This window comes from Enhydrobacter aerosaccus (assembly GCF_900167455.1).
Taxonomy (GTDB): Bacteria; Pseudomonadota; Alphaproteobacteria; order Reyranellales; family Reyranellaceae; genus Reyranella; species Reyranella aerosaccus.
The window spans coordinates 37,167-56,472 of the sequence record NZ_FUWJ01000012.1 but is presented as its reverse complement, the minus strand read 5'-3'; the positions used below and the strand labels follow the sequence as shown (position 1 = coordinate 56,472).

The following is a 19,306-nucleotide window of genomic DNA, read 5'->3' as shown; positions in this document are numbered from 1 at the left end:
TTGCACAGCGATCGGCGACAACGATTGGAATGGCTGCGGCATCCGGCTCAGGCTGTGACCGGCGTTACCACGGAACTTCGTACCGAAGATCGCGTTGGCGCGTGGGTCACCGGTGGGGAGCGGAGCATGGTCGATGAACAAAGGCCGCTTGGCGTTTCTTGCGCTGTCGGTGCTGCTGATCGGTGGCATGATCTTTCTCCATAATGATATACGCGCTCAGCAGCGCTCCCGGTTCTCGGGCGAGATCTGCACGGCGGGCGACACGACCGATGCGCTGGACGATCGACCGGATGGCAAGTGGGGCCATGGCCACTCCCTGAATCACGATTGGTACAGCCAGTTGCGCGATCACCGCGGCGTCAGCTGCTGCAACGGCGACGCCGACCACGGCGATTGCCGGCCGGCGCAGGCACGGCAGGACAGCGACGGCACCTGGCGCGTCTGGCTCGACGGGACCTGGATACCGGTGCCGCCGCAGGCGGTGCTCGATCCACATCTCAATCGCGATCCGTTGCACGCGCACATCTGTGCGCATCGCGAAACGAATTACATCTACTGCTTCCTTCCGGGTGCCGGGGGCAGTTGATCATCGCGACGGCATGAAAACGTACCAAGCGCGACGTTCTTGATTCAGATCAAGCGACGGCTCCGGCTCCGCGCGCATCATGTTCTGGCTGGCGGCGCTTCCGGGCAACGCCAGGGCCCAGCCGGGAGGAGCAACGGACGGGCTCTCCTAGACCGGAATCTTCTGCAGATGCGACGACCATAGCGATCAAACAGCAGGACCATTTTCGGCGACGAGCGGATGGTTGACTTGCCCGGGTCACGTTGGCAGGGCGGCACTCGCGGGCCCGCATCGGGGGGACGCGGGGGAGGGGACCGGTGTCGGGCTGACGTTTGTCGCCGCGCCGGTCCCAATCTGCCTTAGTCGATCTGCCTGAGCCAATCTGCCTGCCTGTGATCGACTCCGACCAGCATCGATGCGACGTCAAACATGCAACCTCGCATGAGGATGAGAGGTTGGCTCTGTGGGACGATGGGCAATGAGCAACCGGCGCCTTTCAGGGACGATCGCCTGCCGCGAATATAGGGTACGCTTGTCTTCGGGGCGCACCGCAACGATTGCTTTCGCGCTGGGCGATCCGAGCTGTGATTTCTGGCCGGCAGCGATCACCGGAAGTCGGGAACCGCTGGCGTTCGGCCTCCTGGCTGTCGTCGATGTACCCGGCGAAGCTGAAGAAGCAGTCTTCTGGATACTTGACCACGGCGGGTTGTCGCTCGTGCCTGACAACGGCAAACCGCACCCCGGCGAAGACGTACAGGAAGCTTTGCCAGGCTGTTTTGCCAGGTTTCTCGACGAGGTTGGAGATGTCGCTCCTGAACTGGCCGAAGGAAGAAGGATCTTGCGCCGGTCGCTCGGCAGGAGTCTGCACTGACAGGCTGCCGTACGGCGACGCGGCGTCGGACCGCTACTCTGACCATAGGGACAATCCTCCACGGGGAGACGAACCTGATGAATGATCTGGTTGTGCCCGGCGCTCTGGCATGGCGCGAATATCAGGTGCATTTGCCGTCGCATGTCACGGCGACCCTGTCCTTCACCCTCGGCGATCCCGATCATGAGGCGTGGCCCGCGGTTGTCGCGCGCCAGCGCGGTGCCCTTGCCTTTGGCATGTTGGCGATCGACGATGTTCCCGATGCACCCGAGAAAGCCGTCCTGTGGACCGTCGAACAGGACCGTCTGTCGATCATCTGCGAGCGGGACGATCCGGATCACAGCGAAGAGGTGAAGCGCGTCCTGCCGCGGTACTTCGCGATGTTCTTCGACGATATCAAGGATCTTGCGCCGCAGCTCGCCGCGAGAGAGGTCCTCATGCCATGCCTTGGCGACACGACGCTGCATTAGGGCGGGCCGGCCGAGCCGGCTTGAACCAACTTGGTCCAACGATTGCTTTGGGCTGAGGTGCCGCACGACGGCCATAAAAAACACCCAGAAAGCCAGCTATTCAAAGGCAACGGCTACCATCCGGCATCTGCCTTACCCTCTCGCCCAAAGGCAAGACACATTCATGCGCTTCTCTTTCGTGCTTGCGCTGTCCTCCGCGCTTCTTCTCCAGGCCTGTGCTCCGGCGTACGAGAACGGCCATCTGTCGCGTTTCATCAATCGCGAACGTGAGACTCGGGATGCCTGCCTGAGGGCGCAGGCCCGTCAGCAGGACGATCGCGCCTCCGCCGCCGACACCGTCGGACGCGCCGCCGCTGCCTCTTGCAACGCCCAGAACGATCGTCTGATCCAGGCCATGTCCACGGCCGATCCCAGCGGCGAGGCCGAGATCACGGAGGCGATCCGCAAGGACGCAACGATGCAGGCCACGCGCTATGTCCTGCATCAGCGCGCCTATCCCGAGTCCTCGTCCGTCCCCTACCCGCAGTGAGCCGAGACGCTTGTCGGACTGCAAGCAGTAGCCGACCAACCGACTCTGGACGTCGGCATCGCCAGCGGTTGCGCGGTCAAGTTCATCACGTGTGAACTTGTGCTCGAGCCTGTTGCCCCTCGAGGGAGTAGCCAGACCGAGACTCTTGGTCTAGGGATTGCAGGTCGAATGAAGATGCGTCGCCTCCATCTTCCGGGCACTCGCGCGTGGCGCGAATACCGGGTCCCTTTGCCGTCAGGGATCACGGCCACGATCGCTTTTGCCCTGGCCGATCCGGCCTACGACTTTTGGACCGTCGCGATCGCACGGGAGCAGCAGGCCGTCGCCTTCGGCCTGCTGGCGATCATGGATGCACCGGGCGAACCTCACGAACCGATGTTGTGGACGTTCGGCGGCGAGAGCGTGTCGATCCTCCCTGATGATGACGACCTCGCTCCCAGCGAAGCGGTCCGCCAGATCCTTCCGCGTTACCTCGCGATGTTCTTCGACGATATCAAGGATACGGTTCCGGAGCTGACGGCCATGAAGATGAGCGTTGGCCGGCGGACCGACAGGCGGAGCGACCGGAGCCTGCACTGAGGCATTCGCCGTCCTCCCTGTCATTTCCGCCCGTGGACTCCGTCTCTTGTAACCTCGCCCCCCGGTGGGAAGTTGATCCGGAGAGGAGGCAACGAAGCGAGGAGGACAGGATGCAAGTCAGCGATGTCATGACGACAAACGTGGCCACCATCTCTCCCTACGCCAGCGTGTGCGAGGCGGCGCAGAAGATGGACGACTTGAACGTGGGAGCCTTGCCGGTCTGCAATGGGGAACGGCTGGTCGGCCTGATCACCGACCGCGACATCGTCGTGCGCTCCACGGCGGCCGGCGAGTCGCCGGTGCTGGCTCGGGTACACGAGGTGATGACCGACGACATCTGCTGGTGTTTCGAGGACGATTCCGTCGAGAAGGTCGAGCAGGAGATGGCCTATATGCAGATTCGCCGCATGCCGGTCGTCGATCGGGCGAAGAGGCTGGTCGGCGTGGTCAGCTTGGGCGACCTCATTACCGAGCGCGCGCCTGGTACCGACGATGCCCTGCGCTCGATCTCGGAGCCTTCGGAACAGGACCGTGACCAGGATTTCGATGAGCTGGGCGGACGGTATGCAGGCGAGCCGTCGGAGAGTTACCGCAACGAGGGCTATGACTATCTGTACGGGACCGGCGGCTATGGCGATGGCGGCCGGCGCTACGCCCCCAACGAACGATAATCGGTGCGTCGCAGGGCAGCTCGCGACGAAGGCTGCGCGCCTCGGCCTCGAAAGGTCGAGGCGCGCGGTCGTCGTACGAGGCTGAAGTTTCGAAGCTCGAGCGGCGCGTCGATTAATCGGCTGCCGGTAACGGATCGACGCAGCGTCGTCCCGTGGTGGTCGCAAGCGTGATGCCGCCGAGGACGGTGACCAGCCCGACGATCAGGTTCCAGGCAATCGGCTCGGCGAGAAGGACAGCGCCGACCAGCGATGCGGTGACGGGATTGACCGCCACGGAGATCGCGACCCGAGTCGGTGTGGTGCGCTCCAGCGCGTAGGCCCAGAGAAAGAAGATGATCGCGGCGCCGAAGATGCCGAGATAGGCGATCGCCAGCCACTGGGCGCCGTCGAAAGCGCCGACTGCGGCGAACCCACCGCGGATGGCGGAGACGACCGCAAGGCAGAGGGCACCCACGCCCATTCCCATCGTCGTGAAGTGAAGCGGGCCCGAACGCCGGATGAAGGGCTTCGACCAGACATTGTACAGCGCCATGCACAGGGCGGCGCCCACCATCAGGAGGTCGCCACGCCAGGCCCCAACCGGCGCGGTCGCGAGGCCGGAGAGCAGGGCGACGGCAACGCCCGCCATGGCGATCAGCACGCCTGCCGTCTTGCGCCCGGTCAGAGGCTCGACCTTCAGCCCGGCGCCGACGGCCATGGTCAGCAGCGGCAGGGTCGACAGGGCGAGCGCGCCTCGCGCCGCCGTCGTGAACAACAGCGAGGCATTGAACAGGATCGGAAAGAGCCCGAAGAACAGGAGGCCGAGGGCGATGACGGCCGGCCAGTCGGCACGGGCCGGCCATCGCGCGCGCTGCCTCAGCGCCAGCGGCAGGAGGAACGCGAAGCCGATGCCGAAGCGGAAGGCGCCGATGGTCAGCGCATCGCTGGCCCCGATGACATAGCGGGTGGCGCCGATGGCGGTGCCGCCGAGACCGCTCGACAGCACGGCAGCCAGCACACCCCAGATTTCACCCATTTCAGGCCCTCCAAATCCACGGTTGCCGGCAGGCTATCGAAGGGCGCTATAATTCCGGAATCGAATTCCCATGATGATCTTTATCAGGATTCTTGATGAGCCTGCCTGCCCTCGATCCCGACCTGCTGAAGGCTTTCATTGCGGTGGCCGACCATCGCTCCTTCACGCGTGCTGCCGCCATGCTCAACCGCACGCAGTCCGCGGTCAGCATGCAGATCAAGCGCCTCGAAGAGCGGCTCGGGGCGGAGCTGTTCCATCGCACCAAGGTCAACGTCGATCTGAGCGCCGCTGGCGAAAGCCTGCTGGGCTATGCGCGCCGGATCCTGATCCTGAATGACGAAGCGGTCGGCCGTCTGCGCGAGCACCGGATCGAGGGCATCGTCCGGCTGGGGGTCATGGACGATTATGGGACGCTGGTCGTGCCGGCCCTGCTGTCCGACTTCGTCGCCGGCTATCCGGGCATTCACATCGAGATGCAGACCGGGCTGACGGCATCGATGCCGGATCGTCTCGGCGAAGCCTTCGATCTCGTGATCGCGATGCATCCCGAAGGTCGCGGCGGTGGCGAATTTCTGCGCCGCGAGCAGGCGGTCTGGGCGGCCAGTCCGGCGCACGCGACCGAGACCCTGGATCCGCTGCCCGTTGCGCTCTATCCGCAAGGCTGTCTGTTTCGCAAATGGGCGACGGAGGCGCTCGATGCGAGGCGACGGTCCTGGCGCCTCGCCTTCGTCAGTCACAGCCTGGCAGCGGTCGAGGCCGTCACCGCCCAGGGCCTCGCGGTGACGGTGGTCAAGGCCGGCACCTTCCCGTCGCGCCTGCGCGCGCTGTCCGACCGCGATGGCCTGCCGCGACTGCCGGCGGCGGATATCCGCCTGCACCGTGCCTCGAACCTTTCGCGCGCGGCGACACTGTTGGCCGACCATCTCGGCTCGGCCCTGGCGACGACGGCCTGAGCGCCGTCGCCGGATAGCAGCGGCCGCGTCTCAGCCCGGAGAGACGGGCTGTCCGACCGCCTGGCCTCGCTGTGATGAGGGCAAGAAGCGGCCCAGCACCAGGGCCAGGATCGCGGCGGCGGCGAGTCCGCAGGCCAGGACGCCCATGCCGGCATTGTAGCTGCCCGTGCTTTCCTTGATCCAGCCGACGAGATAGGGGCCAGCGAAGCCGCCGAGATTGCCGACCGCATTGATCAGCGCGATGCCGCCGGCGGCCGCCGTGCCGCGCAGGAACAGGGGCGGCATGGCCCAGAACGGTCCCAGCGTCGCGTAGATGCCGACGGCCGCCAGGCCGAGGCAGCAAAGCGCCACGACGTGCGAGCCGGTGTAGATGCTGCCGACGAAGCCCAGCGCACTGGCGCCAGCGGCGAGGGCCACGTGCCAGACGCGCTCGCCGGTCCGGTCACTGCGCCGGCCCCAGTACATCATGGCCAGCGCGCTGGCGAGATAGGGCAGCGCGGTGATGTAGCCGACCTGGGCGTTGGAGAAGCCCATCGCCTTGATGATCTGCGGCAACCATAGGCCGATGCCGTAGAGTCCGATCACGATGCCGAAATAGACGAGGCCGAGGAGAAGCACGCGACCGTCGATCAGGGCCGGCCACAGCGCATGATGCGTACCGACCGGATGCGCCTCGCGATCCTGGGCCAGCCGGTCCTCGAGCACGGCGCGCTCCTGGGGCGTCAGCCAGTCGGCCTGCCGAGGTCCGTCCGGCAGCAGCCGCAGGACCGCAAGTCCGAGCAGGCACGAAGGCAGGCCTTCGAGGATGAACAGCCATTGCCAGCCCTTGAGGCCAAGCGTGTCGTTGATTCCGATGATGAGTCCCGACACCGGAGCGCCGACGACTGTGGCGAGAGGCACCGCGGCCATGAACAGGCCGATGAACTTCGCGCGCTCGGCAGCAGGATACCAGTAGGTCAGATAGAGAATCATGCCGGGCAGGAAGCCGGCCTCGGCCACGCCGAGCAGGAAGCGCAGGATGAAGAAGCTCCACGGTCCGCTGATGAATGCCATCGCAGCCGACACCACGCCCCAGGTGATCATGATGCGCGCGATCCAGAGACGGGCGCCGACCTTCTCCAGGATGACGTTGCTCGGCACCTCGAAGATGAAATAGCCGAAGAAGAAGATGCCGGCGCCCCAGCCGTAGATGGTGGGCGACAGGCCGACATCGGCATTCATGGTGAGCGCGGCGAAGCCGATATTCACCCGGTCCAGGAACGCGACCAGGTACAGCACCATCATGAAGGGGATGAGCCGCATCCCGATCTTGCGATACAGCCCGTCGTCCGCGCGTCCACTCGTACTCGTACTCACACTCATCGATTCCTCCCGCTTGCGCCCGATTTATTTATGTTTTGTGATCTTGGCTAGCTGTCGATTCGCCTCTCCCCGGAACGCACGCCCGGATGGGTGACGGCACCGTCGACGGCATTGCCAACCACCTGCGCATAGCGCCACAGCGCGCCGGACGTGATCGTCGGCGGACGTGGCCTCCAGGCGGCGTGTCGTTGCAGCAGGTCGGCCTCGCTCAGCTCGACATCGAGAGTGCCGGCTTCGGCATCGATGGTGATGATGTCGCCGTTTCGGACCAGCGCGATCGGCCCGCCCGCCGCTGCTTCCGGCCCGACATGTCCGACGCAGAAGCCGCGCGTCGCGCCCGAGAAACGGCCGTCGGTGATCAGCGCGACCGTTTCTCCCATTCCCTGACCGTAGATCGCGGCGGTGGTCGCCAGCATCTCGCGCATCCCCGGTCCACCATGAGGTCCTTCGTAGCGGATGACGATGACCGAGCCCGGCCGATAGGCATGTGCCTGTACGGCGGCGAATGCGTCCTCTTCCCGATCGAAGACGAGGGCCGGGCCGCGGAAGCGAAGCTGCTTCAGGCCCGCGACCTTTACGATCGCGCCCTGCGGCGCCAGTGTGCCCTTGAGGCCGACGACACCGCCGGTCGGCGACAGCGGCGCCGCGGGCGGGTGAAGGACCGGCTGGTCGGGATCGACGACGATCGCGGCGAGGTTCTCGGCAATCGTCCTGCCGCTGACCGTCAGGCAGTCGCCATGCAGATGGCCGCCCTCGAGCAGCAGCTTCATCAATGCCGGCAATCCGCCCGCTTCGTGGAAATCCTTCGCCACGTAACGGCCGCCGGGCTTGAGATCGGCGACGAGGGGCGTGCGCCGGAACACGGCGGCCACGGCATGGAGATCGAAGTCGATGCCGGCTTCGTGCGCGATGGCCGGCAGGTGTAGCGCCGCATTGGTCGAGCCGCCGGTTGCGGCGACCACCGCCGCTGCGTTCTCCAGCGCTCTGCGGGTGACGATGTCGCGCGGACGGATGTTGCGCGCGAGCAGTGCCATCACCGACTCGCCCGACTGTACGGCGAAGACGTCGCGGCTGTCGTAGACGGCGGGGGCACTCGCCGATCCGGGCAGGGCGAGGCCGATCGCCTCCGAGACGCAGGCCATGGTGTTGGCCGTGAACTGCCCGCCGCAGGCGCCGGCGGAAGGGCAGGCGGTGCCTTCGATCGCGGCCAGTTCGGCGTCGTCGATCTCGCCGGCCGAGTGACGTCCCACGGCCTCGAACACGTCCTGGACCGTGAGGTCGCGGCCACGGGGCCGGCCGGGCAGGATCGAGCCGCCATAGAGGAACACTGCCGGCAGGTCGAGGCGGACCATGCCCATCATGAGGCCGGGCAAGGTCTTGTCGCAGGCCCCCAGCGCCACCACCGCATCATAGGCATGGCCGCGTACCACCATCTCGACCGAGTCGGCGATCAGCTCGCGGCTGGGCAGGGAGTATTTCATGCCGATATGACCCATCGCGATGCCGTCGGTCACGGCGATGGTGTTGAACTCGCGCGGCGTGCCGCCGGCCGCGATGACCCCGCGCTTGATGGCCTGCGCCTGGCGGCCGAGGCCGATGTGGCAGGGCGCCGTCTCGGCCCAGGTGCCGGCGATTCCGACGAAGGGGCGAGAGAGCTCGCGATCCGTCAGTCCCATCGCGCGCAGATAGGACCGGTTGGGCGCACGTGCGGCGCCGCGGGTGACGGCGTGGCTGGGCCGCATCGGGTTTTCGTCGCCATCGTCCGGATCCCGTTGTTGCCCATCCATCGCCCGTTTCCTCTTTTGTTTGAGCAACGGCCTATGGCGCAGACGGGACGGGGACTGAAGTCAAATGGCGTGATGACCGTAACAACGTCCTTTCATAAGGCTGCGCCGCCTGTCTCGTCGCGTGATAGGCTTCGAGCTTATGGGGAGGGGGCCCCTGGGGAGGGAGAACGAATGAGACGGCGCGAACTTCTGGGCGGTGGCCTGTCGCTGGCGGCCGCTTCGACGGCGCGGGCGCAGTCGGGCGGGAAGCAGCGGCGGCTGGCGATCTTCAGCCCGTCGGAATCGACCGGCCTGATGCGCGAGGATGGGCCCAATGCGTATTACCGCGTGCTGTTCGAGGAATTGCGCCGGCTCGGCTTTGTCGAAGGGCAGAACCTCACCGTCGAGCGCTACGGCAAGGAGCAGACGGCGGCCGGACTCGAGGCCATGGCGGCCGAGATCGTCCGCAGCGCTCCCGATGTCATCTATGCCATCGGAGCACTTACCTATTTCAGGGGCCTGACCACCATTCCCGTTGTGGCCATCAGCAGCGATCCGGTCGCCCTCGGCGTCGCGCAAAGCCTGGCGCGGCCCGGCGGCAACTTCACCGGCGTCAGTGTCGATACCGGGCCGTCGATCTACGGCAAGCGCATCGAGCTGTTGCGTGAGGTCGTGCCCAAGCTCTCGAAGCTCGCTTATTTGGGCATGCGTATCGCGTGGCAGATGGTTCAGGGAGCCGGCGTGCAGGCCGCGGCCCGGACGGCCGAGATTGCGCTGACGCCGGTGCTGCTCGAGCAACCGACCACCGAGGGTGCTTATCGCGCCGCCATCGCCGGTGCGGCGCGGGACGGCGCCCAGGCCATGATGGTGGGGGACAGTGCCGACACCATGGCCAACGAGACCACCATCCTGTCGGCGCTTGCCGCGCTACGCCTGCCGGCGATGCACACTTTCCCCGAAGCGGTGCAGGCAGGCGGCCTGATGGCCTATTCCTTCGACCTTGCCGAACTCAATCGTCAGGCCGCCGCCGATATCGCTGCCATCCTGCGCGGCGCGAAGCCGGGCGAGATTCCCTTCTACCAGGCGACCACCTTCCTGCTCTCGGTCAATCTCAAGACTGCCAAACGGCTGGGGCTTACCTTTCCGCCATCGATTCTCGGCCGCGCGGACCGGATCGTCGAGTAATGGAGGCGCTGGCCTCGCCGGTCGCAGCCTTGTGATCATGACGCGCCCGACTCTGGTCTTGAATTTGCTTCGCTGACAGCGCGTCGCCCACGGCTCCCATCAGCCCGGGCGGCGCGTCCGATCTCCAGTCGGATATGGTCCTTCCTCCTTGTGTCCCTCGGCCTATCGGCCGAGGGCACTTTTTTTTAAGTTCGAGCGTTGCGTATGAGTCTGCATCAGTTGCGTGTCGATCCTCTTCCGTCGTCGCCGGCGAAGTCGATGGCCGTACTCCATCCCGTCGATATCTATATCGGCCTCAGGCTGCGCCAGGCGCGAGCCCTGCTGGGCTGGAACCAGCAGGATCTGGCGGCGGCGGTCGGCCTCAGCGCGCAACAGATCCAGAAATACGAAATCGGCGCCAACAGCCTGAGTGCCGGCCGCTTGTACGAATTCGCCGCGGCAATGGGCGTTCCCGTCTCCTACTTCTTCGACGACATGCTGGCGGCATTGGACATCGATCAGGGCGAAATCCGCATCCGCAAGCATGCCCGGCATCTGTTCGACGTCATGGCGCTGCACGAGACCCTGAATCTCGTGCGGGCCTTTTGCGATATCCGGGACGATCACTTGCGCCGCCATGTGATCCAGATGGTGCGGCGCATTGGCAATGCCGCAAACCCGCAAGGGGCATTGAAAGAGGAACTGTTGGCCGCGCCGCCGGCGGCGAACGATTGATCCGATAGGACAAATCCGGCCTGACTTCATCGAGTAGGCAGCACGCCTCGATTTTGGGCAGGCTCGATCAGCCCATCTACAACCATGACGCGCGCGTCACTCTTTTGACCTGTACCAATTCGTACAGCGTTCGGGGGCGGGACAGGCCGCTTGCTTGATTCAAGTCAACGCAGGTCGTCTGCGATTCCGTCATCTGTACAACCATTACGGGTGCCGCGTTCCGGTACTGGCATGGAGCACTTTCTGGAGGGTCCCTGCTCACGCCTCCGCTCTCTTCGTCGAACGCTCGTCCCATGTTGCACGTCATCTTCCATTGTCCTCTCAAGGACGTCCTCGTTCAGGACAGGATCGAGGGTCTCCCTCCGGCCGATCACTACGTCGCTCAGCCCTGCGTGGCCTGTGGCGGCGTCCATCTCGTCGATCCCCGTACGGGTCGGCGTCCAGGCGAGAGCAGGCGGCGCAGGATGCGGCCCGCTCGTCGCGCTGCCTTTCCGTAGTCCAGGAGAGGGAGGCCATCATGCCACTGACCGTCCCGCAACGCCGCGAACTCGAACGGATCGGCGCAAGGGCCGTGACCGTCCGATGCCTGGATGCCAGCAACCGCGATCGTCGCGACGTCGTCCACGGCTTCCCCTGCGGCGCCATCGACCGCGGCGAGGTCGAGAAGTGGTTGTTCGAGAAGTGGCGCGGCCTGGAGCGCCGACAGAAGAGGCTGTTCATGGGCGCTAAAGCTGCGATCGTCGCCGCGCTGGTGACGATCATCGCTCTCTCCATTGCGCCGTTCGTCGACGTTACCGCGCACCGCAGCCGAGACTGCCTCAACTTCCCGCTGCTCAATCTTCCCGATTTGCCCTCCAGGACCGTCTGCGCCGGTCGCTGAGGCGGCGGCCTTTACGGAGGCGATGGCTCTACCGGCTGAACGGATCGCGCGTGCGCACCGGGGCAGGGCGGGCGAACGGGTCGGAGGACGCGCCGGGTTGCGCCTTGGTGCCGAAGCCGAGCTCCTTCTGGCAATTCAGGATCTCCGCGACCGCCTTGTAGGTGTTCGCCAGCGACAGGCGGGCGATTTCCCGATCCTGGTAGAAGACCTGCAGGACGTTGCGCTCCATGAAGTCCTTGACGAAGTCGGGGCTGATATCGTGGTGGGAGAGAAAGACGGTGGACTCGTCGCCCAGCGCTGCGCCCTGCATCTCGCCGTCATAGACCGCCACGCCGTCGTCGAAGACGATGCGCATCGGATAGATCTTGCCCACTTCGAGCGACTGCCAGTCGTCGTTGCCGAACAGCAGGTAGATGGCTTGCTCGTTGATGTCGAAGCCGATGCGCACGGCTGTTCCATGCTCGAACACCTGCGAGGCGAAGCAGCCGTTGCCGACCGTGCGGTCCACCATGATCTGCCAGCCGCCGACCTGGCCCCATTTGGCTGTATCCCTCGCCAGGGCCGGCACGGCCAGGCCGACCGACAACGCCACAACGCTCGCGACGCGCCACATAGCTTCTCTCTCCCCCGAGGGTCACGAGCGGCGAGGATACCGCTGCGACCCGACTCTCCCGTCACCGCATCGTAGCTGGCCGCGGCTTCGATTCAATCGGCCGGTTTGCCGAGGGGATCGCTGCGAACGGCTTGCATCGAGACGGCGACTTGCGTCAACTGCATCGCCGCCGGATGTCGCGCCCTCGGACTCAAGGAGGACAAGCACGCATGACGAAGACCACGTCGCCCGACAGCAGATCCGCTTCCCGACTGATCGACGCGCGTATCCGGGAGCTGGGTGATTGGCGGGGCGAGAAGCTCGCGCGCCTGCGCGCTCTCATCAGGGAAGCGGACCCCAAGGTCGTCGAGGAGTGGAAGTGGCGAGGGGTTCCGGTGTGGTCGCACGACGGCATCATCTGCACCGGCGAGACCTACAAGAACGTCGTGAAGATGACCTTCGCCAAGGGCGCATCACTCGACGATCCCGCCCGCCTGTTCAATGCCAGCCTGGAGGGCAACACGCGACGGGCGATCGATCTCCATGAAGGCGAGACGATCGACGAGCAGGCCTTGAAAGCGCTGATCCGCGCCGCCGTGGCCCTGAACAAATCGAAACGACGGCGTTGAGTGCGCCTCGACCTGGAGCGTCGCTCTCGTCGCGGACATCATCTGAATACCTGCGCGGCCGCGATTATGACCGCTTCGTGACGCTATTCGGCCTCGATCGCGCAATTGCATAACGCGAGGCGGTTGCTGTATGAGCCTCCCGTCATGACCTTCCTGTCGCGTCTCACCCTGCCGTTCGGCGGACGACGTCGGTTCGCTACGGCGAACGGACTCGTCGTGCTGCTGGCGTTGGTGTCGCTGCTGGGGGCATGGACGGAGAACCGCCCCTGGTACGGGCATTTCAACACGACGATAGAGCGGCGAGTCGAGATCGCTCCTGCGGATCGCACCGTAGGCACCGCGCCTGAACAGCAGGTTGCGGTCTGCCCGATCTGCGGCAGCAAGTTCTGCACCGGGCTCGATCAGTCCTTCGTCTCCGGTCCGCTCGGCGCCGTCCTCCTGCCGGCCGACGTCGTGATCGTCCGCCGCGGCATCGTCCTGCGGCTACAGCAGCCGCGCGCGCCGCCACAAGCGGCGGCGTCCGCCTCCACCAGCTTCGATCCTCGCGGCCCGCCGGCCCTCGTCTGAGACCGGCCTGCGGCACCTGCGCCTTCGGGCGCGGGCGCGCGGTGTCCGGACCTGGCTGGGGCGAAGGACCGGCGCCGCATGTCGCGCCACCCTCGCCATGTCGACGAGGGCTGCTTCATGTTGCGTTCAAAGAAGATTTTCTATGCCTGCGTTCTTGCCGCGATCGCCGCGGCGGGCGCGATCGTCCACTTCACGCCGCCGGTAACGGCCTCGAGTGATACCGCCGCCACGGCTGCCGCGGCAGGCGCCGATCATGCCGCGGCGCTCACGCTCGATGCCGATGCGGCGCGCCGCGCCGGTCTCAAGGTCGAGCGCATCGAACCGACCGAGGTCGGCGAGATGCTCGAGGCGTTCGGAACGGTCGGGCCGAATCGCAATCGCTTCGCCCGGGTAAGCGCGCCGGTGGCCGGGCGGCTGACCACGATCGCGGTCGATCTCGGCGCGACGGTTGCGGCCGGCGCCCTGCTTGCCCAGCTCGAAAGTCCCGATCTGGCGGAAGCGCGCACCGCCCATCAGCAGAACAAGACCGAGCTCGATCTCGCCCAGGTCAACTACGAGCGGGCGCAGAAGCTCGCTGTCGACGCCTCGATCGCGCAGAAGGACGTCCTGCGGGCACGCGCCGATTACGAGCGGGCGCGCGCGGCGCTGGCCGCCTCCGACGCCCGGCTCGCCACCCTCGGCGTGACCGCCGCCGTGCCGGCCGGCACCTCGCCGGCGCTGCTCGCCGTCACCGCGCCGCTGGCCGGCACCGTGGTCGAGCGCACCGCCGTGCTGGGCGAATATGCCCAGGCCTATCAGCCGCTCTTCGCCGTGGCGGACCTGTCGACGGTCTGGGTCGAGGCCAGCCTGTACGAACGCGACCTGGCCGGCGTTGCCGTCGGTGCCGCGGCGACCGTGCGGCTGGGGGCCTATCCGGGCCGCCGCTTCGACGGCACCGTCACCTATATCGGCAACATCCTCGACAAGGAGACGCGCACCGCGATGGCCCGCATCGAGGTCGCCAATCCCGACGGCCTGCTGAAGCCCGGCCTGTTCGCCAATGTCGAGATCGCGCGGCCGGGCCGGCGCGCCGTCCTGCGCGTGCCGGAGGAAGCCGTCCTGCTGCTGCAGGGCCAGATGACCGTGTTCGTCGCCGAGGGTGAGGGCTTCGTGCCGCGCCCGGTGGAGATCGCCAGCCGCGGCGGCGGCTGGATCGTCGTGCGCTCGGGCCTCGAGGCGGGCGACCGCGTCGTCGTCGACGGCGCCTATGCGCTGAAGGCGCGGCTGCTGAAGTCGCTGCTTGGCGACTCGAACTAGGAGCCGCCTGCGATGCTGACCGCCCTTGTCGACCTGTCGCTGCGCTACAAGCTGCTGGTGATCGTGGCCTTCGCGATCGTCGTCTTCCTCGGCGTGCGGGCTTTCCAGCAGGTGCCCGTCGATGCCTTTCCGGACGTCACGCCGGTGCAGGTGAATGTCTACACCGAGTCGCCGGGCCTGGCGGCCGAGGATGTCGAGACGCTGCTCACCGTGCCGGTCGAGACGGCGATGGCGGGCCTGCCGGGTGTCGAGCAGGTCCGCTCGGTATCGCTGTTCGGCCTTTCCTATGTCAGCGTCTACTTCAACGATTCGACCGACATCTATTTTGCCCGCCGCCTCGTCGGCGAAAAGCTGGCCGAGGCGCGGGCGCGCATTCCGGCCGGCTACGGCGAGCCGGAACTCGGGCCCAACTCGACCGGCCTGGGGCAGGTGCTCTGGTACACGCTGAAGTCGGAGGACGGAAAGCTCTCGAACATGGACCTGCGCACGCTGCAGGACTGGACCGTCCGCCTGCTGCTGCGCACCGCGCCGGGGATCGACGACGTCACCTCCTGGGGCGGCCACGAGAAGCAGTACCAGGTGCTGATCGACCCGCGTCGCCTCATCAAGTACGGCCTCGGCTTCAAGGACGTGATGGAGGCGCTCGACACCAACAACCGCCAGGTCGGCGGCCAGTACATCGATCGCGGCCGCGAGCAGTTCCTGGTGCGCGGGCTGGGCCGCGTCGGCAGCGTCGCCGACATTGCCGACATCGTCATCGCCACGCGCGCGGACACGCCGATTCGCATCAAGGACGTTGCCGAGGTGCGGGAAGGGCCGGCGCTGCGCTTCGGCGCCGTCACGCAGGACGGCAAGGAGACCGTGCTGGGCATCGCCCTGCAGCGCATCGGCGAGAATGCCGCGCGCGTCGCCGAGTCGGTGAAGGCCAAGCTCGAGGTCGCGCGCAAGGCGCTGCCGGCCGGCGTCTCGCTCGACATCGTCTACGATCGCACCGAACTGGTCGACAAGGCCGTGGGCACGGCGCAGAGCGCCCTCGTCGAGGGCTCGGTGCTGGTCGCGATCGTGCTGTTCCTGTTCCTGGGCGAACTGCGCTCGGCGGTGGTGGTCATCGTGGCCCTGCCGCTCGCCATGCTGATCGCCTTCATCCTGATGCAGGCGACCGGACTGTCGGCCAACCTGATGTCGCTGGCCGGGCTGGCGATCGGCATCGGCATGATGGTCGATGGCGCGGTGGTGATGGTGGAGAACGGCTTCCGGCTGCTGGCCCATCGCGGCGGCGCGGACAGCCGGTCGCGCAGCGCCGTCATCCTGGAGGCGGCCAAGGAGGTCGCCAACCCGATCGCCTTCGCCATCCTGATCATCATCGTCGTGTTCCTGCCGCTGTTCAGTCTGAGCGATCTCGAAGGCAAGCTGTTCAAGCCGATGGCGTTCACCATCACCTTCGCCATGGTCGGATCGCTCGTTCTCACCCTGACGCTGGTGCCGGTCCTGTCGGCGCTGCTGCTGCGACCGAAGGCGGAGAAGGACACCTTCATCGTGCGCTGGGCCAAGGAACTCTACCTGCCGCTGCTCGACCGCGCGCTGGTGCACAAGGGCCGCACCCTGGCGGCGGCGCTGGCGCTGCTGGCGGGGGCGGCGGCGCTGTTCCCGATGTTGGGTAAGGAATTCATGCCCGACCTTCAGGAAGGCATGATCCAGTTCCGCGTCGTCGGCATCCCCTCGACCTCGCTCGACGAATCGATCCGCGTCTCGCAGGAGGTCGACGACGTGCTCAAGACCTTCCCGCAGGTTGTCTCGACGCTGGCCGCGATCGGCCGCGCCGAGAAGGGCGAGACCAACGACGTCAACTACATGGAGGTCAACGTCACGCTGAAGCCGCTCGACGCCTGGCCGGTGCCGATGTCCTACCAGGCGCTGGCGCTCGAGATGCAGAAGAAGCTGACCGCGGCGATCCCGACCATGGTCGCGGTGCCGACGCAGCCGATCCAGTCGCGCGTCGAGGAACTGATCTCCGGCGTGCGCGCCACGCTGGCGCTGAAGCTCTACGGTCCCGACCTGCCGACCCTCGACCGCGTCTCGGGCGAGATCAAGAACGTGCTGGCGACCGTGCCGGGCGTCGCCGACTTGTCGCTCGAAGCCAACACCGGCAAGCCGCAGATCGCCATCCGCGCCGACCGCGCGGCCATGGCCCGCTACGGCGTCAGCGCGGCGGAACTGCTCGAGGTGGTGCGGGCCGGCATCGGCAGCCAGGCGGTCAGCACGCTGATCGACGGCACCCGCCGCTTCAGCATCGTGGTGTGGCTGCCCGAGGCCTATCGCAAGGACATCGCCGCGATCCAGGACATCCCCGTGCGCACCCAGTCGGGCGCGCTGGTGCCACTGGCGCAGCTCGCCCGCATCGAGGTCGACGACGGTTATTCCTTTGTCCGCCGCGAGCAGCTTCAGCGCTATGCCGTCATCCAGATGGATGTGCGCGGCCGCGCCGTCGATGCCTTCGTCGCCGACGCCAACCGCGCCATCGCTGCCAAGGTGAAGCTGCCCACCGGCTACTATGTCGAATGGGGCGGTGCCTTCGAGAACCAGCAGCGCGCGCTGGCGCGGCTGGGGCTGATCGTGCCGCTCACCATCGGGCTGATCTTCATCCTGCTCTACACCGCCTTCGGCTCGGTGCCGCACGCCACCATGATCATCGCCAACGTGCCGTTCGCGCTGGTGGGCGGCATCGTCGGCCTGTTCGTGACCGGCCAGCATCTCTCGGTGCCGTCGGCGATCGGCTTCATCGCGGTGTTCGGCGTCGCGATGCTGAACGGCATTGTGCTGGTCTCGTTCATGAACGAGCAGCGCCGCGCCGGCCATTCGGTCCGCGACGCCGTGCGGGAGGCGGCGGCGCTGCGTCTGCGGCCGGTCCTGATGACCGCCTCGGTGGCGATCCTCGGCCTGCTGCCGATGCTGCTGTCGCAGGGCGTCGGCGCCGAGACGCAGCGGCCGCTGGCGACCGTGGTCGTCGGCGGCCTCGTCACCTCGACCCTGCTCACGCTCCTGCTGCTGCCGCTGATGTACGAGTGGGTCGAAGCGCGCCGCGCCGCGCGCCGGGCGGCCTCGACGCAGCCCTCCACTGGGCCGGCGACAGGAGGCGCCCTGTCATGAGGCCTTCCATCTTGAAGTCGTCCTTGTGGTGCCGACAGGCGGTCGCGCGCGCGACCGTCGCGATGGCGATGCTGTTGGCGGCCGGCTGCGCCTCCTACACGGCGCGGCCGATCGAGCCGGCCGCGACCGCCGCCGCGCTGGAAAAGCGCTCGCTCGACGATGCCGGCCTGCAAAGCTTCCTCGCCGCGGCGCGACCGCAGCAGGCGGCAGCCAACACCGCATCCTGGGATCTCTCGTCGCTCACCCTGGCCGCGCTCTATTTCCATCCCGACCTCGAGATCTCGAAGGCACGGCTGGCGCTGGCGCGGGCGGGCGTGAAGACGGCGGGGCAGCTGCCGAATCCCACCTTCACCCTCGACCCGACCCAGCATGGCGTCGTCGTCGATCCCTCGCCCTGGACGGTCGGCTTCCTCATCACCTTCGTGCTGGAGACGGCGGGCAAGCGCGACAAGCGGCTGGAGCAGGCGCGCAACCTCGTCGACGCGGCGCGCCAGGATCTCGCCACCGCCGGCTGGCAGGTGCGCGGCGGCGTGCGCACCGGCTTGCTCGATCTCTGGGCGGCCGACGGGCGTCATCGGCTCGCTGTGCGCCGCCAGGCGGTGCAGGAGCAGGTGGTTGCCCTGCTGGAGCGCCGCTTCGGCGCCGGCGAGGCCTCGGCGCTCGATGTCGCGCGCGAGCGCATCGCCCTCGGCCAGGCGCGACTGGCCCTGCGCGAGGCCGAGCGCCAGGCCGCCGATGCGCGGGCGCGTCTGGCCACCGCCGTCGGCGTGCCGCTGCGTGCAGTCGAGGCGCTGCGGCCGGCTTTCGCCGCCTTCGACGATCCACTGCGCACGCCAGATCCCGCGGCTTTGTCGGCCGGGGAGATGCGCCGCACGGCGCTGCGCGCGCGCACCGACGTGCTCGGCCTGCTGGCGCAATACGAGGCGGCGCAATCGGCGCTCAAGCTGGCGATCGCCAAGCAGTATCCCGACCTCTCGGTCGGGCCCGGCTATGCCTACGACCAGGGCGACAATCTCTATACCTTCGCCGTCGGCACCGAGGTGCCGATCCTCAACCAGAACCAGGGCCCGATCGCCGAAGCGGAAGCGCGCCGCGGCGAGGCGGCGGCGCGCGTGGTGGCGCTGCAGGCGACCGTCATCGGCAGCATCGACCGCTCGCTGGCGGCATGGCAATCGGCCGGCCGCGGACTCGGCACCGCCGAGGAACTGGTGCGGGCCGAGACGCTCCGCCGCGCCCGGATCGAGCGCGCGGTCCGGCTCGGCGAGGCCGACCGCCTCGCCGGCCTGACCGCCGAACTCGAACAGGTCGTGGTCGAACAGGCGCGCTTCGAGGCCATCGTCCAGCAGCGCGAGGCCCTGGCCCAGATCGAGGACGCGCTGCAGGTCCCGATGTTCGACGCGGACGAGACGAGCCTGAAGCTGCCCGCGCCTAGCTAAGTAACAGTTCGATCTCGCAGATTGGCCCTACGGTTGGATGGTAGGCCACAGGCTGGCGACTTCACCCGGACTCTCGCGA

General features: G+C 67.0%; 19 protein-coding genes. 15 read left to right on the top strand and 4 right to left on the bottom strand.

The window, feature by feature from the left end:
• Window positions 1-133: 133 nt before the first annotated feature.
• From B5D62_RS27695 to B5D62_RS27675, 6 genes are all read left to right on the top strand, one after another.
• On the top strand, window positions 134-586 hold the full coding sequence (locus B5D62_RS27695) for a hypothetical protein (protein ID WP_085937308.1): 453 nt from the start codon (window positions 134-136) through the stop codon (window positions 584-586).
• Between the two features lie 457 nt (window positions 587-1,043).
• Complete coding sequence (locus B5D62_RS33120; RefSeq protein WP_139374120.1) at window positions 1,044-1,436, top strand: hypothetical protein; 393 nt, start codon at window positions 1,044-1,046, stop codon at window positions 1,434-1,436.
• A 77-nt stretch (window positions 1,437-1,513) separates the two neighbouring features.
• The gene (locus B5D62_RS27690) at window positions 1,514-1,906 is read left to right on the top strand and encodes a hypothetical protein (RefSeq protein ID WP_085937307.1); all 393 of its coding nucleotides are present in this window, start codon (window positions 1,514-1,516) and stop codon (window positions 1,904-1,906) included.
• A gap of 163 nt (window positions 1,907-2,069) precedes the next feature.
• Window positions 2,070-2,435 (top strand): hypothetical protein, encoded by a 366-nt coding sequence (locus B5D62_RS27685; RefSeq protein ID WP_085937306.1) that lies wholly within the window; start codon window positions 2,070-2,072, stop codon window positions 2,433-2,435.
• 168 nt (window positions 2,436-2,603) lie between these two features.
• A complete protein-coding gene (locus B5D62_RS27680) occupies window positions 2,604-3,014 on the top strand; it encodes a hypothetical protein (protein WP_085937305.1) in 411 nt (136 codons plus the stop codon).
• Between the two features lie 110 nt (window positions 3,015-3,124).
• Window positions 3,125-3,685, top strand: a complete 561-nt coding sequence (locus B5D62_RS27675; RefSeq protein WP_218191355.1) for a CBS domain-containing protein — start codon at window positions 3,125-3,127, stop codon at window positions 3,683-3,685.
• 112 nt (window positions 3,686-3,797) lie between these two features.
• On the opposite strand, the gene B5D62_RS27670 is transcribed toward B5D62_RS27675, so the two are convergent.
• Entirely contained in the window at window positions 3,798-4,700 is a 903-nt protein-coding gene (locus B5D62_RS27670) for a DMT family transporter (RefSeq protein ID WP_085937304.1), read from the bottom strand.
• A 95-nt stretch (window positions 4,701-4,795) separates the two neighbouring features.
• Between B5D62_RS27670 and B5D62_RS27665 the strand changes: the two genes are divergently transcribed.
• On the top strand, window positions 4,796-5,653 hold the full coding sequence (locus B5D62_RS27665; protein ID WP_085937303.1) for a LysR family transcriptional regulator: 858 nt from the start codon (window positions 4,796-4,798) through the stop codon (window positions 5,651-5,653).
• A 30-nt stretch (window positions 5,654-5,683) separates the two neighbouring features.
• On the opposite strand, the gene B5D62_RS27660 is transcribed toward B5D62_RS27665, so the two are convergent.
• Complete coding sequence (locus B5D62_RS27660; RefSeq protein WP_085937302.1) at window positions 5,684-7,015, bottom strand: MFS transporter; 1,332 nt, start codon at window positions 7,013-7,015, stop codon at window positions 5,684-5,686.
• A 47-nt stretch (window positions 7,016-7,062) separates the two neighbouring features.
• Window positions 7,063-8,802: a dihydroxy-acid dehydratase gene (gene ilvD, locus B5D62_RS27655; RefSeq protein ID WP_218191353.1), complete on the bottom strand. Its 1,740-nt coding sequence runs from the start codon at window positions 8,800-8,802 to the stop codon at window positions 7,063-7,065.
• A gap of 171 nt (window positions 8,803-8,973) precedes the next feature.
• Here ilvD and B5D62_RS27650 point away from each other — a divergent pair, with 171 nt between their 5' ends.
• The 3 genes from B5D62_RS27650 (at window position 8,974) to B5D62_RS27640 (ending at window position 11,560) form a co-directional block, all read left to right on the top strand.
• Window positions 8,974-9,966 carry an ABC transporter substrate-binding protein gene (locus B5D62_RS27650; RefSeq protein ID WP_170921172.1) on the top strand — a complete coding sequence of 331 codons (993 nt, stop codon included), beginning with the start codon at window positions 8,974-8,976 and terminating at the stop codon, window positions 9,964-9,966.
• A 204-nt stretch (window positions 9,967-10,170) separates the two neighbouring features.
• On the top strand, window positions 10,171-10,680 hold the full coding sequence (locus B5D62_RS27645) for a helix-turn-helix domain-containing protein (protein ID WP_085937300.1): 510 nt from the start codon (window positions 10,171-10,173) through the stop codon (window positions 10,678-10,680).
• Between the two features lie 517 nt (window positions 10,681-11,197).
• The gene (locus tag B5D62_RS27640) at window positions 11,198-11,560 is read left to right on the top strand and encodes a hypothetical protein (protein ID WP_085937299.1); all 363 of its coding nucleotides are present in this window, start codon (window positions 11,198-11,200) and stop codon (window positions 11,558-11,560) included.
• 28 nt (window positions 11,561-11,588) lie between these two features.
• Here the strand turns inward: B5D62_RS27640 and B5D62_RS27635 are convergent, their stop codons facing one another.
• Window positions 11,589-12,173, bottom strand: coding sequence for a hypothetical protein (locus B5D62_RS27635; RefSeq protein WP_085937298.1), 585 nt, complete (start codon window positions 12,171-12,173; stop codon window positions 11,589-11,591).
• 209 nt (window positions 12,174-12,382) lie between these two features.
• Between B5D62_RS27635 and B5D62_RS27630 the strand changes: the two genes are divergently transcribed.
• The 5 genes from B5D62_RS27630 to B5D62_RS27610 all read left to right on the top strand — a co-directional run bounded on the left by B5D62_RS27630 (window position 12,383) and on the right by B5D62_RS27610 (window position 19,227).
• The gene (locus B5D62_RS27630) at window positions 12,383-12,781 is read left to right on the top strand and encodes a DUF1801 domain-containing protein (RefSeq protein WP_085937297.1); all 399 of its coding nucleotides are present in this window, start codon (window positions 12,383-12,385) and stop codon (window positions 12,779-12,781) included.
• 144 nt (window positions 12,782-12,925) lie between these two features.
• Window positions 12,926-13,348, top strand: a complete 423-nt coding sequence (locus B5D62_RS27625) for a hypothetical protein (protein WP_085937296.1) — start codon at window positions 12,926-12,928, stop codon at window positions 13,346-13,348.
• Between the two features lie 117 nt (window positions 13,349-13,465).
• Complete coding sequence (locus B5D62_RS27620; RefSeq protein WP_170921171.1) at window positions 13,466-14,644, top strand: efflux RND transporter periplasmic adaptor subunit; 1,179 nt, start codon at window positions 13,466-13,468, stop codon at window positions 14,642-14,644.
• A gap of 12 nt (window positions 14,645-14,656) precedes the next feature.
• Entirely contained in the window at window positions 14,657-17,791 is a 3,135-nt protein-coding gene (locus B5D62_RS27615; protein ID WP_085937294.1) for an efflux RND transporter permease subunit, read from the top strand.
• Window positions 17,788-19,227: a TolC family protein gene (locus B5D62_RS27610; RefSeq protein ID WP_085937293.1), complete on the top strand. Its 1,440-nt coding sequence runs from the start codon at window positions 17,788-17,790 to the stop codon at window positions 19,225-19,227. Before B5D62_RS27615 ends, B5D62_RS27610 begins: the two co-directional genes overlap by 4 nt.
• Window positions 19,228-19,306 lie beyond the last annotated feature (79 nt).

Bases quoted from the DNA above. Each gene is read 5' to 3' on its own strand.
- B5D62_RS27615 (WP_085937294.1), top strand. From the start codon at position 14,657: ATGCTGACCGCCCTTGTCGACCTGTCGCTGCGCTACAAGCTGCTGGTG.
- B5D62_RS27610 (WP_085937293.1), top strand. From the start codon at position 17,788: ATGAGGCCTTCCATCTTGAAGTCGTCCTTGTGGTGCCGACAGGCGGTC.
- B5D62_RS27640 (WP_085937299.1), top strand. From the start codon at position 11,198: ATGCCACTGACCGTCCCGCAACGCCGCGAACTCGAACGGATCGGCGCA.
- B5D62_RS27635 (WP_085937298.1), bottom strand. From the start codon at position 12,173: ATGTGGCGCGTCGCGAGCGTTGTGGCGTTGTCGGTCGGCCTGGCCGTG.
- B5D62_RS27625 (WP_085937296.1), top strand. From the start codon at position 12,926: ATGACCTTCCTGTCGCGTCTCACCCTGCCGTTCGGCGGACGACGTCGG.
- B5D62_RS27620 (WP_170921171.1), top strand. From the start codon at position 13,466: ATGTTGCGTTCAAAGAAGATTTTCTATGCCTGCGTTCTTGCCGCGATC.
- B5D62_RS27660 (WP_085937302.1), bottom strand. From the start codon at position 7,015: ATGAGTGTGAGTACGAGTACGAGTGGACGCGCGGACGACGGGCTGTAT.
- B5D62_RS27670 (WP_085937304.1), bottom strand. From the start codon at position 4,700: ATGGGTGAAATCTGGGGTGTGCTGGCTGCCGTGCTGTCGAGCGGTCTC.
- B5D62_RS27695 (WP_085937308.1), top strand. From the start codon at position 134: ATGAACAAAGGCCGCTTGGCGTTTCTTGCGCTGTCGGTGCTGCTGATC.
- B5D62_RS27685 (WP_085937306.1), top strand. From the start codon at position 2,070: ATGCGCTTCTCTTTCGTGCTTGCGCTGTCCTCCGCGCTTCTTCTCCAG.
- B5D62_RS27630 (WP_085937297.1), top strand. From the start codon at position 12,383: ATGACGAAGACCACGTCGCCCGACAGCAGATCCGCTTCCCGACTGATC.
- B5D62_RS27650 (WP_170921172.1), top strand. From the start codon at position 8,974: ATGAGACGGCGCGAACTTCTGGGCGGTGGCCTGTCGCTGGCGGCCGCT.
- B5D62_RS27675 (WP_218191355.1), top strand. From the start codon at position 3,125: ATGCAAGTCAGCGATGTCATGACGACAAACGTGGCCACCATCTCTCCC.
- B5D62_RS27690 (WP_085937307.1), top strand. From the start codon at position 1,514: ATGAATGATCTGGTTGTGCCCGGCGCTCTGGCATGGCGCGAATATCAG.
- B5D62_RS33120 (WP_139374120.1), top strand. From the start codon at position 1,044: ATGAGCAACCGGCGCCTTTCAGGGACGATCGCCTGCCGCGAATATAGG.
- B5D62_RS27680 (WP_085937305.1), top strand. From the start codon at position 2,604: ATGAAGATGCGTCGCCTCCATCTTCCGGGCACTCGCGCGTGGCGCGAA.
- ilvD (WP_218191353.1), bottom strand. From the start codon at position 8,802: ATGGATGGGCAACAACGGGATCCGGACGATGGCGACGAAAACCCGATG.
- B5D62_RS27645 (WP_085937300.1), top strand. From the start codon at position 10,171: ATGAGTCTGCATCAGTTGCGTGTCGATCCTCTTCCGTCGTCGCCGGCG.
- B5D62_RS27665 (WP_085937303.1), top strand. From the start codon at position 4,796: ATGAGCCTGCCTGCCCTCGATCCCGACCTGCTGAAGGCTTTCATTGCG.